Annotated in this window: 12 protein-coding genes; 5 read left to right on the top strand and 7 right to left on the bottom strand. The window is 70.3% G+C overall.

Annotated elements, in window-relative coordinates:
• Positions 1-3,027 carry a putative bifunctional diguanylate cyclase/phosphodiesterase gene (locus Vau01_RS52405; RefSeq protein ID WP_204008976.1) on the bottom strand — a complete coding sequence of 1,009 codons (3,027 nt, stop codon included), beginning with the start codon at positions 3,025-3,027 and terminating at the stop codon, positions 1-3.
• Positions 3,028-3,226: 199 nt separating this feature from the next.
• Here Vau01_RS52405 and Vau01_RS52400 point away from each other — a divergent pair, with 199 nt between their 5' ends.
• Positions 3,227-3,979 (top strand): N-acetyltransferase, encoded by a 753-nt coding sequence (locus Vau01_RS52400; RefSeq protein WP_204008974.1) that lies wholly within the window; start codon positions 3,227-3,229, stop codon positions 3,977-3,979.
• A 35-nt stretch (positions 3,980-4,014) separates the two neighbouring features.
• Positions 4,015-5,268, top strand: a complete 1,254-nt coding sequence (locus Vau01_RS52395) for an aminotransferase class I/II-fold pyridoxal phosphate-dependent enzyme (protein WP_204008972.1) — start codon at positions 4,015-4,017, stop codon at positions 5,266-5,268.
• Here the strand turns inward: Vau01_RS52395 and Vau01_RS52390 are convergent.
• Positions 5,254-5,751, bottom strand: coding sequence for a GNAT family N-acetyltransferase (locus Vau01_RS52390; RefSeq protein ID WP_204008970.1), 498 nt, complete (start codon positions 5,749-5,751; stop codon positions 5,254-5,256). The genes Vau01_RS52395 and Vau01_RS52390 overlap by 15 nt on opposite strands.
• Between Vau01_RS52390 and Vau01_RS52385 the strand changes: the two genes are divergently transcribed.
• Both Vau01_RS52385 and Vau01_RS52380 read left to right on the top strand, forming a co-directional pair.
• Positions 5,632-6,867, top strand: coding sequence for a hypothetical protein (locus Vau01_RS52385; RefSeq protein ID WP_204009038.1), 1,236 nt, complete (start codon positions 5,632-5,634; stop codon positions 6,865-6,867). The genes Vau01_RS52390 and Vau01_RS52385 overlap by 120 nt on opposite strands.
• A gap of 208 nt (positions 6,868-7,075) precedes the next feature.
• On the top strand, positions 7,076-7,663 hold the full coding sequence (locus tag Vau01_RS52380) for a hypothetical protein (protein WP_204008968.1): 588 nt from the start codon (positions 7,076-7,078) through the stop codon (positions 7,661-7,663).
• A 38-nt stretch (positions 7,664-7,701) separates the two neighbouring features.
• On the opposite strand, the gene Vau01_RS52375 is transcribed toward Vau01_RS52380, so the two are convergent.
• The 5 genes from Vau01_RS52375 to Vau01_RS52355 form a co-directional block, all read right to left on the bottom strand.
• On the bottom strand, positions 7,702-8,334 hold the full coding sequence (locus tag Vau01_RS52375) for a helix-turn-helix transcriptional regulator (protein WP_204008966.1): 633 nt from the start codon (positions 8,332-8,334) through the stop codon (positions 7,702-7,704).
• Complete coding sequence (locus tag Vau01_RS52370) at positions 8,331-9,509, bottom strand: sensor histidine kinase (RefSeq protein ID WP_204008965.1); 1,179 nt, start codon at positions 9,507-9,509, stop codon at positions 8,331-8,333. The genes Vau01_RS52375 and Vau01_RS52370 overlap by 4 nt, the downstream gene beginning before the upstream one ends.
• A 137-nt stretch (positions 9,510-9,646) precedes the next feature.
• Positions 9,647-13,747 (bottom strand): carboxypeptidase regulatory-like domain-containing protein, encoded by a 4,101-nt coding sequence (locus Vau01_RS52365; protein ID WP_204008963.1) that lies wholly within the window; start codon positions 13,745-13,747, stop codon positions 9,647-9,649.
• 20 nt (positions 13,748-13,767) lie between these two features.
• Positions 13,768-13,947 (bottom strand): hypothetical protein, encoded by a 180-nt coding sequence (locus tag Vau01_RS52360; protein WP_204008961.1) that lies wholly within the window; start codon positions 13,945-13,947, stop codon positions 13,768-13,770.
• A 99-nt stretch (positions 13,948-14,046) separates the two neighbouring features.
• The gene (locus tag Vau01_RS52355) at positions 14,047-14,232 is read right to left on the bottom strand and encodes a hypothetical protein (protein ID WP_204008960.1); all 186 of its coding nucleotides are present in this window, start codon (positions 14,230-14,232) and stop codon (positions 14,047-14,049) included.
• Between the two features lie 404 nt (positions 14,233-14,636).
• On the opposite strand from Vau01_RS52355, the gene Vau01_RS52350 reads away from it, so the two are divergent.
• On the top strand, positions 14,637-16,367 hold the full coding sequence (locus tag Vau01_RS52350) for an RICIN domain-containing protein (RefSeq protein WP_239152686.1): 1,731 nt from the start codon (positions 14,637-14,639) through the stop codon (positions 16,365-16,367).
• Positions 16,368-16,379: the final 12 nt, after the last annotated feature.

The raw sequence follows: 16,379 nt of genomic DNA, 5'->3' as shown, positions 1-16,379 counted from the left end.
TTACGCGGCCGGCGTGCCGACCCGATCGGGCTGGCCGACCTGGGCGTCCAACCAGGCGTCGACCTGGTCACCCGGCAGCGGCCGGGCGAACAGGTACCCCTGGCCGTAGGCGCAACCCGACTCCACCAGCAGCTGCTGGTCCGCCGCCGTCTCGATGCCCTCGGCCACCACGGACAGGCGCAGGGTGGCGGCGAGCTGGATGATGCCGCGGACGAGGTCGAGCTGGTGGGCCGAGGTGGAGATGGTGTCCACGAAGGACTTGTCCAGCTTCAGCGTGTCGACCGGCACCCGGTGCAGATAGCTCAGTGACGAGTAGCCGGTACCGAAGTCGTCGATCGAGACCTTGACCCCGGCCTGCCGCAACACGGCGATGTCGGCCCCGATGGACTCGTGGTCGCCGAGTAGGAGGCTCTCGGTGATCTCGACCGTGAGCAGGCGGGGCGGCAGGCCGGACCGGGTCAGCGTGGCCAGCACCCGGTTGACGAACCCTGGTGCGCGGAACTGGCGCACCGAGACGTTCACGCTGATGTACGGCGGGTCGGCGGCGAACCGGTGGTACCACCGGGCGGCGGTCTCGATCGAGGTCCGCATTACCCACTCGCCGAGCGGCACGATCAGCCCGCACTCCTCGGCGACCTGGATGAATTCCAGCGGCGGAACCGTCCCGCGGGTCGGGTGCTGCCATCGCACCAGCGCCTCCAGCCCCCGGACGCGGGCGGTGGCGAGGTCGACGATCGGCTGGTAGTGCAGGGTGAACGCGTTGTCGGCGATGGCCTGGTCCAGTTCGGCGCGCAGTTGCATGCGCTGCAGCACGGCCGCGTGCAGCGACGCCTCGTACCGTCGCCACCTGGCCTTGCCGGCGCCCTTGGCCGCGCCCAGTGCGACGTCGGCCTGGCTGATCAGCTGCTGGCTGTCCGTGGCGTCCGCGGTGGTGGACACGCCGATGGTCGGCTGTGCCGTCACCGAACTGCCGGCGATGAGGAACGGGTCCAGGAACGCGGTGATGACCCGCTCGACGATGACCTCGATCTCGTCCACGCCGGCGGCACCGGTGACGATCGTGCCGAACTCGTCGGCGCCCAACCGGGCGACCGGCCCGTGGCCGGCCACGCCGTCGGCCAGCCGCTCGGCGATCGCGATCAGGAGGGCGTCACCCATGTCGTGGCCCATGGTGTCGTTGACCAGGCGGAAGTCGTCCATGTTCACGAGTAGCACGCCGGCCACGGTGCCGCTCGCTTCGGCGTCGACGCACGCGTTGCGGACGGTGTCCTGGAACTGCAGCCGGTTGCCGAGGCCGGTGAGCGGGTCGATGTAGGCCCGCCGCAGCAGTTCGCGCTCCAGCCGTCGCCGCTCGGTGACGTCGCGCAGGGTGAGCACAAGTCCGTCGACGGTGGGCTCGTGGCGCAGATCGCGCACCGTCATTTCGACCTCGACCCGGGTGCCGTCCGGGCGTTGCACGATCCACTGCTGATCACCCGTGGCGTCCGCGTCCTCCGGCGTCAGGTCGCCGGTCAGCACGGCGCGCAGATCCGGGGCGACCAGTGTCGTCACGTCGACGTCGGCCAGGTCGTCGGTGCCGAACACCACCTGCGCCGACGGGCTGGCGTACTTGACCGTGCCGCCCGCGTCCACGATCAGGATGACGTCGGTCGCGTTCAGGATCAGCGTGCGGAAGTACGCCTCGCTGTCGCGGCGGTTGATCTCGCGGTTGAGCGCGAAGGTGCTCAGGATGCTCGCCGCCTGGCCGACGAGCACCGGCGCCGCCTCCTGCAGGTCGACCAGCGGCGCCTCGGCCGCCGCGACGTACAGATCGCCGACATACCGGTCGCCCAGCGAGAGCGGACAGTGCAGGGTCAGCTCGAAACTGCCGAGGGCCGCGGCGGCCGAGGCCGGCAGGCTGCGGGTGTAGCGCATGCTGACGTTCGCCGGCTGCTCGTCCCGAGTTTCCGGGCCCTCCAGCAGGAGAACCGCGCGGTGGGGCGTGTCCGGGGGCAGCAGCGTCGCGATCGCCCGGTGCACGACGTCACGCACCTCGCCGGCGTTCGTAGCCGCCAGCAAAGCCTCGCAGGCGCGGCGCAGTTCCCGCTCACGGTTCAGGGTGCGACGCAGCCCTCCGGCCACCACCGACATCCGGGCAAGCGCGAGCAACACGAGCACCGCGGACCCGATCGCGATGACCAGACCGTCCTGCACCGGGCCGTGCAGCGCCTGGAAGAACAGGATGGTGGGCGCCACCAGGGAGGCGACCCCGAGCACCAACCGCCGCGCGTGGACCTCGGTCGGGGCGAGGACCACCCGCGGCTCGGTCAGAGCGGTCATCGACCGGGGCAGCGCCGCCGCCCCACCGGCGATGAAGTACAGGAACCAGCCGAGATCGATCGGGCCGCCCAGGGCCCAGGCGCCGTTGAGCTGGCTGAGGCCGTACAGCGCGTCGGCGGTCAGCATGCCGATGCCGGAGATCAGCAGCAGGTTCACGCTGGGGCTGCGCGCCGTGCCGATGGCGAAGCGGACCAGCAGGGCGAGGAACAACACGTCGTAGAGCGGATACGCGACCGAGATGGCCTTCTCCACGAGAGTCAGGTTCGGGTTCTCCAGGTACGGGCTGATGAGGAACGTCCAGGACAGCAGGCCTGCGCCGGCCGTCAGGATCATCGCGTCCAGCATGCTCGCCCGGTCCCGGACGGTCGCTCCCGAGCGGATCAGCTGGCGCAACGCGAGCAGCGACAAAGGGACGAACATGCCCAGGAAGATCGCGTCCGCGACGGACGGGAACGCCCGCCGGTGCAGCATCTCGGCGAGCACGAGCGACGTGACCGTACCGACGGCGAACGAGAGCTGACCGCCGGCGAACAGGTACCACGGCAGCCGGCGGCGGGGCCGGTTGCGCCGCACCCCGACCATGATCGAGACGAAGGCGGTGAGAACCATCACCCCGTACGTCAGCGGTCCGATCGCGGGCACCGCGACGTACACGACCACGACCAGCCCCACCCAGAGGGCGTACAACCACGAGGCACGCCTGGACACGTCTCTCCTCCGAACGGACCTGTCCGGGCAGCAACGGCCGCCCGCGACGACCGCGGGACCGTTTGCCCGGTGGAGCATCCGACCCCCAATCGGCCGACAGATCCGCACGGTGAACAGTTTTGCCGCCGGACTCCCCGCCGCGGGTGGTCCGAACGGGTGGACTGTGACAGGGTGTCCGTTCCCGTGTGAAAGGTGTGGTATGGATCAACCGGACGTCGACATCTTCTCGTTCGCCGAGCGGCCTGACCTGCTCGCCCGGCTCGACGAGTTCACCGACGACACCGCCGCCCCGTTCCTCTACCACGACCCGGTATCGGTGACGCTGTTCCGCAGTCTCGTCGACCGGTTGCCGGAGTACACGCTCGTGGCCGTCGAGCGGGCCGGCGGTGCGCCGGCCGGGTTGATCTCCACGCTGCCGTACACGCCGCCCCCGGAGGGCGACCTGCCGCCCGGGGGCTACGACGCGGTCCTGCTCGTCGCCGCCGCGGACGCCCTGGCCGGCCGGCGAGGTCCGCTGGTGGCGGCGCTGTTCGCCACCGTCGCGCCCGGCCTGCGCGGCACCGGGCTGTCCGAGGCTCTGCTCGCCGCGGCCGGTCGCAACGCCGCCGCGTTGGGCCATGCGGTTCTGGCCGTACCGGTCCGGCCGACGCGCAAGCACGAGCATCCCGACGTCCCGATGGCCGAGTACATCGCGTGGCGCCGCCCGGATGGCCTGCCGGTCGACCCGTGGCTGCGGCTGCACGCACAGGCCGGTGGCACGATCGTCGGGGTGGCGCCACACTCGATGACGATCACCGCCCCGCTGGACCGCTGGCGTCGGTGGACCGGGCTCCCGTTCGATGAGTCCGGCCCGGTTCGGGTACCCGGCGCACTCGTCCCGGTACTCTGTGACACCGACCACGACATGGCGATGTACGTCGAGCCCAACATCTGGGTGACGCACGCGCTGTAAGTGCCGGCAGCGTTGGCAGCGGTTACGGTCGATCTATGACCACGTTCGATCTCTCGGGCCCCGCTACCTGCGCCGAGCCGGGCAGCGTCGAGGCGCTGTACGAGGCCGGGCTGTGGGACCAGGTGATAGACGAGGTCGACGGCCGCCGGATCCGCATCGGCGATCGATGGCTGGTCGACTTCGCGTCCTGCAATTACCTCGGCTTCGACCTCGATCCCGAGATCCAGCAGGCGATCGTCGGTCAGGTACACCAATGGGGCACGCACGCCAGCTGGTCGCGGATGCTGGGCAGCCCGCGGCTGTACCCGACGGTCGAGGAGCGGCTGGCCGACCTGCTCGGCGCACCGGACGTGCTCGCCCTGCCGACGATCAGCCAGACGCACCTGTCGGTCATCCCGGCCCTGGCGGGCGACGGCACGATCTTCCTCGACAGCAGGGCACACCGCACCATCTACGACGGGACCGTCCACGCCCGCGCCCGCGGTGCGACCGTGCACCGGTTCCGCTCCGGCGACACCGACCAGCTCGCCGACCTGCTCCGGACCGCCCCCGGCCGGGGACCGCGGCTGGTATGCATGGACGGCGTCAACAGCATGACCGGCAACCCGCCCGACGTCCGCGCGGTCGCCGAGGTCTGCCGGACGTACGACGCGCTGCTGTACATCGACGACGCGCACGGCTTCGGCGTGTTCGGCGAGCGCCGGCCGGACGAGTCCTCGCCGTACGGCGTTCGGGGCAACGGGGTCGTGCGGCACTTCGGCGAGACGTACGACGGGATCGTGCTCGTCGGGGGCTGCTCGAAGGCGTACTCCTCGCTGCTGGCGTTCGTCGCCTGCGAGCCGGCTCTCAAGCGGCGGCTCAAGCTGGAAGCCCAGCCGTACCTGTACTCCGGCCCCGTGCCTACCGCCGCGCTGGCGACCGTGCTGGCCGGATTGGACGTGAACGCGGCCCGGGGCGACGCCATCCGCGCCGACCTCTACCGCCGGACCGCACGCGTGCTCGACCACCTCCGCCACCTCGGCGTGCCGACCGCGAACACCTCCGGCTTCCCGCTGATCGAGGTGCCGTTGGCCGACCCGGACCGCCTGGTCGACGTCGGCACGGCACTACTGGACCGCGGGATCTACACCACGCTCGCGCCGTACCCCGGCGTTCCCCGCACCGAGGTCGGCTTCCGGGTGCAGGTCACCGCCGCCAACTCCGACGCGCAGGTCGACGCGCTGCTCGACACCCTCAGCTGGCTGATCGCCGGGTACGACCCGGGCGGGCCGGTGCTACGAACCGGATGAGCCCAGCCGGATCGTCCAGTGGTTGCTGCGCAGCGGGCGACCCTCGTACGAGACGTCACACTCGCCCAGCAACGTGAACCCCATCCGCCGGGCCAGCGTGTTGGACGCGGCATTGTCGACCGCGATGAACGCGTGTACCGGCTCAGTCATCCCCTCCGCCGCCAGCAGGGAGAAGAGCGCCCGCAACGCGCGGACCCCGAGGCCGGTGCCCAGGTACTGCCGGCGCACGAGCACACCGGCTTCAGGGACCGTCCCACCCTCCCAGTCGGTGTGCCAAAGCCCGACCAGGCCAAACGGCCGGTCAGAACCCGCCGGGTAAGCCGTGAAATACCGGTCTCCGAACGGCGGGTCCAACCGCATCTGGTGAACCGCGAGCAGTCGGTCGGCCGGCACCGCGCCGCCGAGATCGCGCATGACCTCCGGATCGCCGTCGAGCGCCTCGGTCAGCTCCAAGTCGGCTTCAGCGTAAGGCTCCAGGCGCATGCGGCCATGTTAAAGCTCATCGATTCGCCAGGTCAGTCGCCACAACCGCGGATAGCGGTATCGGCGGAACGCCCGGACCGTATCGCCGTTGGGGTATGTCTTTCCGGCCGTCCGCCCGCCGTCCTGACGCCGGCCGCGCTCGAAAGACGGGGCAGGACGGTGATTGGAGGAAGCGTGGTTCGACAACGAGGGCGTGCGTGGCGGTGGGCGGGTGCCACGGCGGCGGTGGCCGGACTGGTCGCGGTCGGCGCGGCGGTGCAGACCCCGGCGGCGATTGCCGCCGAGCACGGCAAGGAGTGGAAGTTCCAACGGGTCGACGTTCCGGGTGTGACGCTCCCGTTCGACCCAGCCAAGGTCGGTGACGAGACCCGGGTGGTGACCGGACAGGGCGCCGGCCCGTTCACCAAGGCCTACCCGCGCGGGATCAACATCGGGAAGAAGGGGGACACGGACGGCACGCCGAACGGGCCGGAGACCGGCACGGTCGGAGTCGATCCGGCGAAGCATTCCATCGGACGGTCCGGGAACCCCGCGGCCGACAAGTGGACGGGATCGGACGAGATCCGGGATCCGGACAATGACTGGTTCACGTTCCGGTCGCGGGCGTTCACGCAGGGATCGCTGGTGGGCAACGGGTCGGCCGTCAACATCGTGGCGATCGAGTTCTCGTCGCAGAACAAGGGCGACACATTTGTAACGCCACCCGCCGCCGACGGTCTCACGTTCACGGTCGAAAAGGGCGGCCCGTGTGGCTCGAAACTGGTGGTCACGTTCGCCAAGCCACTGAAGCCGGGCGAGTTCATCTGGATGAGCCTGCCCAAATTCGACGAGAAGAGCGGAATGATCGGCGCCTTCATCCCGGCGAAGGCGCAGAAGAAGAACAACAACAAGAACGAACCCGCCGAACGGCTGGCCCCGACCTCGGTGCCTGATCCGGAGCCGACGGTGCCACCGACGGGTTCGGCGACGGTCTCGCCGACGGTGAGCGGTCCACCCGGCCCTGAACCGCAACCGACCTGGACCCAGGCGCCCGACCCGACCTCGACGACGCCTGTCGATCCGAGCGCGAGCGACTCGTGCGTGCTGGTGGTGAGCGACGACGAGATCCTGATCTGACCGTTCCGGTGTGCCCGTGGCGTGCCGGAATGTCGGGGCGTGCCGGTCGGATGCTCGTTTCCGGCCGGCACGCCCCCGGTTCGATGACGGCGTGCGGCGGCTCGCGCGTCCCCCTAACGTCCGACATGTCAGCCCTGACAGTCGTGGATAGCGTCGGGCTCGTCGCACATCAGTGGCGAATCTCGATTCCCCCCTCGGAGGGAGACTCATGTCCACATCGCACACACGTCGCCGCCTGCTCGCCTCGTCCCTGCTCCTGGCCCTGGTCACGGCGGGGAGCCTGGTCGTGACCGGTGCTCCGGCCCTCGCCCGCGACACCGTGCAGATCCCATGCCCGAGCTGGGCCACCGTCGGATGGTCCGCGAAGCCGCTGAGCGTGGCCAGCTCGTCGCCCAGCTTCCTGACCTCTGAATCACTGATCGTCGCCAACAACCTGGACACCCCGGTGACCGCCACGTTCACGTCGACGACGTCGCGGACATTCACGGTCTCGGCCACGGCCGGAATCTCGATCCCGAACCTGTTCGGTTTCCTCAACGTCAACGTCAGCAGTACCATCACGTCGAGCACTACGACGGCGATCGGAGTGAACGCCCAGGCGACGGTGCCCCCGCACCAGCGGGTGATCGGGGACTACGGGGTCGACGCCTACGACGTCTATTTCAACGCCTACTGGGTCATCAAGCTCCACACGAGTCCGGGCGGATGCTGGGTGTGGGCGGACACCATGGGATACGAGGTACTCCACGCCACCGCGCCGACGAACACCCAGGGTTGGCAGCTGCGGATCGGCTGACTCCCGAACCCTGATCGCGGGCCGGCGGCGGTCCGCGATCAGTGGATCCCGTCCTCGCGGACCCGGTCCGCGAGATCCAGTTTCGTGTACGTCGGCCGGCCACGCTCCAGATACTTCGCCTTCACCCGGTCCAGATACGTCTTCGCGGTATCCGGCCGGACACCGACGTGCCGCGCGGCCGTGGTCAGCGTCATCCCGGACGCGTAGGCGAGCAGGATCTCCCGCTCCCTTGTGGACAGTCGCGGGCGGTCGGGCCGTGGGTCCTCCAGGAAGGCCATCGCCAGCGGGGGCGTGTAGACCGTCTCGCCGCCCGCCGCCGTGCGGATGACAGATGCCAGCGTGGCCAGGTCGTGGTCCTTCGTCACGTAACCCGACGCGCCGGCCGCGAATGCCGCCGCGATCTCATGCGGCCTGGACCACACGCTGAGGACAAGTACCCGATGGTCCGCAGCGATCAACCGGCGGACATTGTCCACAGGGTCAGACCCGTCGCGCAGGACCAGATCGAGCAGGACCAGATCGATACCGTCGCGCGGGTCGCCGAGCAGCTCGTCGACGGTGGCCGCGGCGACTGTCAGCGCGATATCGCCGGTCTGTGCGAGCCATGTGCCCAGCCCGTCCAGCAGCATGCGGTCGTCATCCACAGCGGCGACGCGGATCCCCTGGCTCATGCGGGCCACGTGAGCTCCACGCAGGTACCGTCGCCGGGCTCGCTGGTGATCCGCGCCGCGCCGGCCACGTCGGCCATCCGGTCCCGGATCGACCCGGCCAGTCCTTGTCCGGGCCGTACGGAACCGGGTTCGAAGCCGCACCCGCGGTCGACGATCCGCACCACCACGACACCGTCGACGCGCGTTGCCGTCAGCCACGCCACCTCCGTACCGGCGTGTTTGTGTACGTTGTTCAGGGCCTCGCGGGCGGCCCCGCCAAATGCCTGCACCACGTCCGGGTCGAGCCCGTCCACAGGTTCGACCCGGACGTGCACGTAAAGCCCCAGCTCACGCGCGCCGGAGATGACCTCGTTCAGCTTCTCCGCGAGGGTGCCCACCGTCGGGGTGTCGGCCTGCAGCAGCTGGCGGATGTACTCCGCGTCGCGCGCGCACCGGTCGCGGACCTGCTCAGTACGGTGATCCAAACCACCGCGTGACACGGCGACCAGCGTGGTGAGGACGGTGTCGTGGAGGGCCCGGTGATGGGCCAGCCGGGCCTGTTGCGCGGCCCGGTGGGAGTCGGCGACGACCTGGGCGGCCGTCAACTCGTCCAGCCGACGGCCCTGTTTGCGCAGGTACCGCCGTGCGAAGCGGATGATGACGGCGAACCAGATGATTCCGTTGAGGCAGCCCGCCAGTTTCGCAGGCAGTTCACCCGCGTCCGACGCCTGCAGCGCGATCGACACCGTGTGCGCGGTCAACAGCACCAGCACGGCGGCCACGGCAGACCCGAGCCGTTCGAAGGCAGCCCCCGCCAGCGCCGCCGCGGCCTGCCCCAGCCGCCCGGACCAGTTCAGCGAGTCGTATTCGGCCTCGCTCGGGAGGTTCGCGGTCACCGCGAAAATCAACGTCGCCGTCCACAACACGTCGATCCACACCAGCGGCGCCGGGAACCATCCGCGGCGGCGGACCTGGACGACGAGAAACATGTTCCACCCGACGGTGACGGCGACGAGTGCCGCATTCAGCGCGCCATTGTGGAACTCGGTCGAAGCGATGCTGAACACCGTCGGAATCAGGTAGCTCAGTCGCTGTAGCCCTAATAGCAGCAGAATGAACCGGTTGGCCCGTTCCTCGGCGGACGCCGCACCAGCGCCGCCTGCGGGGTTTGCGATCTTCCAATCGGCCCGACCCATCGACACCGATCGTATCGGAAGGACGGCCGCCGGTCCCGGCGGAGAGCCTCGCCGGGCCTGTCTCGGTCCGCGGCTGATTGCAGCCGGCGCCCGGCGGTGTGACCACCGCCAGGCGCCGTCTTTCCGTCGGGACGCGGCTACACCGGCGCCGGCTTCAGGACGAAGTCCGACGTGGTCGTCTTCCCCTTCGCGATCTTCACAGTTCGGACCTGCGGCTGGTAGCCGTCCCGGGCCACGATGACCTGGAGCGGGTTGTTGCGGACATCCAGCCACAGCGAATACCGGCCGGTTTTGTCGGTCCTCAACGTGTAGCTCGCCGCCCACGTCTCGATCTGCACGGTGGCGCCGGCGACCGGTTTGCCGTCAGTGGCGGTCACCGTGCCGGTGATCTGGCCCCACGTCTTCGGCGGTGTCACCGTCATGGTCACGTCGATCAGCGGCGCCGGGTAGGGCGTGTCGTTGTTCAGCACCAGCGATGCGGTGTAGGTGGCCGGCTGGGTCTGCGGAGCGGACAACGTCAGGGTCACCGTCGCGTGCCCACCGGGCGGCAGGGTCACCCGGTCGACGCTCTCCGACAACCACGGCACGTCGGCCACCGAGGCGCAGTCGGTGAACCCGGGCAGCACCTCCGACCGGGCCACCGGCGGCATGAACAGTCCGGCCGGAACCCCACCGATCCGGTACAGGCCGCAGGCGCTGCCACCCCGGTAGAGCGCGTCGTTCGAGTTGGGCAGGCTCGTCCACGTGTCGGTCGCCGGGTCGTAGGCGTAGCCCTGGTTGGTGACCGACACGCTGTTGTTGACGGCTCCGCCGGAGACCAGCAACCGGCCGCCGGCCGTGGTGTGCGCCGAGCCCCACAGGTCGGCCGGCATCGGGGCGCGCGCCGACCATGCGTTCGTCGTGGGGTCGTAGACGTAGGTGTGCGTCACCGCCGCGTCGGAGTTCAGACCGCCGGAGCAGTACAGCTTGCCGGCCAGCGTGCCGCACGACTGCCAGGAGATCGGCTCCGGATAGTCTGCCGCGGCCGACCAGGTGTCGCTGACCGGGTCGTACACGGTCACGTCGGTGCGGCCGCAGGTCTGCTTGCCGCACCCACCGATCACGAAGAGCCGTCCGTTCAGCACCGCGGATCCGGACCCGGCCGCGGGCCGCGGGTTCGCCGCCGCCGTAGTCCAGAGGTTCGTGTCCGGGTCGTAGACCTCCGTCTTCGGGTCGGGTTGGCCGTCGGCGCCCCAGCCGCCCGTCGCGTACAGCCGGCCCGCGATGAACGCGCCCGACGGCGCCTCCCGGATGTCGGCCGCCCGGCCCTGGCTCGTCCAGGCGCCGGTGTTCGGGTCGTACACGTAGAGATCGGCCACGACGGCGGACCCGGTCCACCCGTACGCCGAGTAGACCTTTCCGCCGAACACGTCGACGAGGCTGCCCTGTACCGGCGTCGGATAGTCGGCGATCGACGTCCACGGCGCGGCCGACGGCGTGACATCGGCCGGTGCGGCGGGGGCGCGAGCAGCTCCGGCGCGTGCGGCGGCGGCCAACGACAGCGCCGTCACCGGGGCCTTCACCACGTTCGGTGCCGCGCCGCCGCCCGTGAGCGCCTCGACCCGGCCCGGCTGCTCGACGATCGACACGGTGGCCGGTGCGGTACCGGTGTTCGTGACCGTCACCTTCGCCGTGGTCGACGAGCCCCAGGCGACCGTCCTGCTGATGTTCCCCGACGCCGTGACGCGGCCCGCCGGCAGCGCGACGTCGCCCCGGGTGGCGCCGTCCGCCGCGACGTCGAGGGTCCGCGTGACCGGGCTGTAGGTGCGCCGCGTGGTCGTGAATGCGGTGCGGCCGGCTGACGAGAACATCCAGTAGAAACCGTCCACAGTGGACGAAGTGGAGGACGGGCCGGCGGACACCGTCGCACCGATCAGGCCACCGCCGGTGTTCGCGTCGGTCACCCGCCCGACCACCAGGCCGCCGCCGACCTTGTCGCAGGTCCGGCGCCCCATCCGCACGTTGTCGACCTGCCACCAGGTCACGAAACCGCCGTTGTAATGGAACCGGACCACCACCGCGGCCGCGGTGGGCAACGGGACGTCGACGTGCGCCGGACCGACCAGTTCGCGCTCGTCCTCGTGCCAGACGTTGGCCCAGGTGGTGCCTCCGTCGGCGCTGACGTCGACGTCGACCGTCGAGGTGCCGAACCAGGGCCGGAAGGCGGTGTCGAAGCTGAGCGTCGGAGCGTCCACATCGGACAGATCGGTGACCGGCGAGGTCAGGATCGTGTCCTCGCGGTTGGCGGTGCCGAGCGCCACGCTGTCGACGACCGCGAAATGGCCGGACCCGCCGGTGCGGTTGCCGAGCGGTCGCGGGTCGTCGAACTGCCAGCCACCGGCCGGGGTCGCGTTGGTCACCGTCCAGCCGGGCGGCGTCGTGGTGGTGTCGAAGGCCTCCAGGCTGCCGGCGTAGTGCACGGTGTAGCCGGGCGCGTTGCAGCCGGCCACGTCGATCGGTACCGGCACGTCGCGGTGAAGGTCGTCGGTGCCGAGTTGCACGTGCAGATCGACCGGTGCGTAGCCGGGATAGACGGCGGTCACGCGCGCGGTGTAGGCCACGCCCTCGGGCAGCGTCAGGCTGTAGCGCCCGGTGTACGGGTCGCTGAACACCGGCCCGCCGGGCACGCCGTCGACGGTGATCTTCGCGTAGAGCGGCCAGCCGTGGCCGGAGCCGTCGGTCACCGTTCCGCTGATCGTCGAGCGGGGCAGGCCGTCGAGCGCGATGTCCGTCGTCAGGGTCGCGCCGTCGGCGACGGTCGTACCGGACGCGCGTGAGCGCACGAAACCGTACGCGTCGACGGTGACGTCGTACGTGCCGGCGGGAAGCACGAGCGTGTACCGGCCCGCCGCGTCGGTGGTGGTCGAGTAGTCGCCGGCGCCGACCGCGGCCCCGGTTACGGGTGTGCCCGTGGCGCGGTCCGTGACCGTGCCGGTCAGCGTGCCGTGCGGACCCATCGCGAACGCGGCCGGGCCGGCCGGTGTGCCGAGGCCGCTCGGGCCGTCGTATCCGGTTCCGGCGGTGCACAGGTAGGTGGGCTCGCAGCCGCCCTTGGTGTTGGCGCCGGAGGTCACGTCGTTGAGGGCTTCGGGGTGCGTGTACGGGTAGGCGTTGGGATAGGTACCGGCCACCGGCGCGCCCGCCACCGCGTACACACCGGCGATGATCGGCGCCGACACGCTGGTGCCGCCGAACAGGCGCCACCCCTGGCCGTCGACGCCGTAGGTGTCGTAGACCGCGACAGCGGTGGCCGGATCGGCAACCGCCGCCACGTCGGCGACCGTTCGCTTCGCGCATCCGGTGTCCTTCTGGAACGCCGGCTTCGGCTGGTACAGCGAGCAGCCGCTGCCCGTTCCGTTGAACACGCCGTTGACGTTCCAGTACCAGACGCTCTCCGAGAAGCCGCGGGTGCTGCCGTCACGGGCCAGCGAGGTGCCACCGACCGCGGTGACATGCGGCGACGCGGCCGGGTACGTCACGCCGTAGGCGCTGTCGCCGGCACTGGCCACGATCGCGACGCCCGGGTGGTTGTAGTGCGCGTCGAGAGTGTCGGTCAGCGACTGTTCCTCGCCGCTGCCGGGCACCTCGAAGTAATCCGTCCCGTAGCTGTTCGACACGACCTGCGCGCCCTGCGCGACGGCCTGATCCACGGCGGCGGCCAGGTCGTCGAAGCTGTCGCTGTCGGCCTCGACGAGCACGATGTGCGCGAGCGGCGCGACCGCCGACACCATGTCCAGGTCGAGCGAGATCTCCGCCGCCCACCGGGAGTCGCGGTTCGGGTAGCTGGTTCCGCCGCGCTGGTCGACCTTGCGGAAGCAGCCCGTGGCCGACACACACTCGGGCAGGCCGAACTGCGCCCGGTAGACGGCGAGGTCCGACTCGGCGTTGGGATTGTCGTATGCGGCCACGACGGCGACCGTCCGTCCGGCCCCGCCGCCGGCCGGCAGGCCGTAGGCCGACCGCAGGTCGGCGGGCCCGTAGCCGTCGGGCGGCGCCGCGGCCTGCACACCCCGGGCGCCGCCGACGTCGAGCCGGCGCAGGGCGAAGCAGGTGGCATGGCCTTTCTGGGGCGTGCCGCAGACCGCCTCGGCCTGCGCGGCCGGCCCAGCCGGCTCGGCCAGCGCGGGCACCGGCAGGTTCCACAAGGTGACGACCGCGGCAGCGGCGACGGCGATCGTCATGCGGGTGCGCGTGTGCATCATGGTCCTCCCGCCCGGCATCAGTCGCGGATGACGGGCGGCGGTCCGGGATTCGGGACCACGCCGGGGAGGGGGATCCGGGCCGATGCCGCCGATGCCGCCGCTGACGTGCGCGGCGTTGCGTCCCGGTGGATCGCGGGGATGACGGCACCGCCCAGGGCCAATGCCACCCCGATCAGCACCCAGTTCCTTATCGCCATGTTCGCCTCCATGCGTGATTCGGCGACCGTGAAGTCACTGTGAAGTCACTGTGAAGACGTTCCATCGCGTTCCATGCCGTTCCATCCCGGCCGGCGCGCTCACCGCACGGCGTCGGCGCCCCGCCGGCTCAGGATGACGTACGCGATCCCGGGTTCCGGGAGGTGTGGGCGGGGGTCGCCGGCGGCCGACGCGGTCACGCCGGTGCCGAGCGTCACGACACTCGTCGCGGTCGCGACAGTCGCCGTAATCGCGACCATGGCAAGCAGCGGCCGCCTGGATGTCACGTCACACCACCTCTCTTCACCGGTCACGGCCTTGGACCCACCGCCGGTTGCCGCCGCTGCCACGTGGCTCGACCTCTTCCACGGCCGAGACGGGGCCATGGAGTCGACTCGAATCGATTCGAGAGCACGGCCGTCCCGGATGCGCCGACCCGGCATGTGCTGCTCGCCCCGCCGATCTCGTTGCGCGCCAGCGCCAGGCCCGTGCCGCCAGGTCGTCCGCCATCCGCACATCGACGTTCACCACTTGACACGGGGCGCCGGGTGGAATTACGTTCCCGTCGAACCGATTCGCCGCCCCCGGTTCAACGGCGTTCGGGTCGGACCGTAACGGCCGATCAAGCAGCGATGGAGCCTGCGGAACCGTCCCTTCGCCGCGTCCTTCCGCCGAACAGAAGGTGACATCAGTGCACGTCACACGTGTCCTCGCCGCATCCCTGTCGCTGGCCGCCGCGATCACCGTTTCGGCGGCGCGGCCGGCCCTCGCCGCCGACGAGTCGATCAGCGTTAACTTCGCCGCCACGGGTGGCACGCCGACCAACCGGGCGTCCGGTTGGATCTACGGCATGACCGAGAACGGCACGGCGCCACCCGATACGTTCTTCACCGACGTACGGTTCCGGGCGATGCGGGCCGGGGGTGCGCAACTGCCGGGGGGCGGCTGGGTAGGCGGCGGTTACGACCGTCGGTGGAACGCCACCCTGGCACAGGCGCGCCGCACCGCCGCGCTCGGCGGTCGGTTCGTTCTGCTCCCGCACGACCTGTGGGGAGCCGACGGGGCACCGATCAGCCGGTTCCCGGGCGACAACGGCAACTGGACCGACTACGACAACTTCCTGACCCGCGTGTTCAACGACGTGCGGACGGCGGGGCTCACCGTCGAGTGGGACATCTGGAACGAGCCGAACATCACCCTCTTCTGGAACCGCCCGCAAGCGCAGTACTTCGAGCTCTGGCGGCGCACGTACCAGCGGATCCGGGCGGCGTTCCCCAACCATCTGATCGTCGGCCCGAGCTGCGCGTGCGTGCCGTCGACCGGCGGCTGGTGGACGCAGTACCTGGACTTCGTCCGGGCGAACAACGTCGTGCCCGACATCGTGAGCTGGCATTCGCTGCCGGGCGACCCTGTGACGAACGTCGCCACGGCCAATACGACGCTCGACTCGCGTGGCATCGCGCATCCGCGGCCGTACCAGATCAACGAGTACGGGGCGAGCAACGAGCAGAACCCTGGTGACGGTGCGTGGTACATCGCTCGGCTGGAGCGGGCGGGCGCCGACGGGCTGCGGGCCAACTGGGCCGGCGGCTCGAACCTGCACAACGACCTGGCCGGCCTGTTGACGCGCAACGCGAGCGGACAGTACCTGCCGAAGGGTGAGTGGTGGGTGTATTCCTTCTACGGCTCGCAGACCGGCCAGACCGCGTCGGTGACCCCGAGCGCGTCGTACGACGCCTTCGCCACGAAGACGACCGGGTCCGCGAAGATCCTCGTCGGCGGAGGCCGTACGACCGGTAACGTCGCCGTCAACATCCAACGCCTCGACACTCTCACCGGCGTCGTGCAGAACAACCAGGTCCGCGTCGTCGTACAGAACATCCCGTACAACAACGGCAGCGCCGTATCGGGTCCGGCCACGGTGCGGGACAGCGTGGTGACCCTGTCCGGCAACGCCACGACCGTCAGCGTGTCGCATGCCAACATCGACGACACGTCCACCATCACGCTGTTGCCGCCGTCAGGCGGCGTCGCGGGCCAGCAGATCGTGGGAGGCCAGTCGGGCCGGTGCGTCGACGTGCCGGACTCGTCCACGGTCAACGGCACCCAGACCCGGCTGTGGGACTGCACCGGCCAGGCCAACCAGCGATGGACAGCGACGCCGGGCAGGCAGCTACAGGTGTACGGCACCAAGTGTCTCGACGCCAACGGGCAGGGCACGACCAACGGAACCGCCGTGATCATCTGGGACTGCAACGGCCAGGCCAACCAGCAGTGGAACGTCAACGCCAACGGCACGATCACCGGCGTGCAGTCGGGGTTGTGCCTGGACGCCACCGGTGCCGGCACCGCCAACGGCACGAAGATCATCCTGTGGACCTGCAGCGGCGCTGCCAACCAGCAGTGGAGCCTGCGTAGCTGACCCGGCGTCTCA

The sequence above is a fragment of the Virgisporangium aurantiacum genome (assembly GCF_016863635.1).
GTDB lineage: Bacteria > Actinomycetota > Actinomycetes > Mycobacteriales > Micromonosporaceae > Virgisporangium > Virgisporangium aurantiacum.
This window is presented reverse-complemented; position numbering and strand designations above follow the sequence as displayed.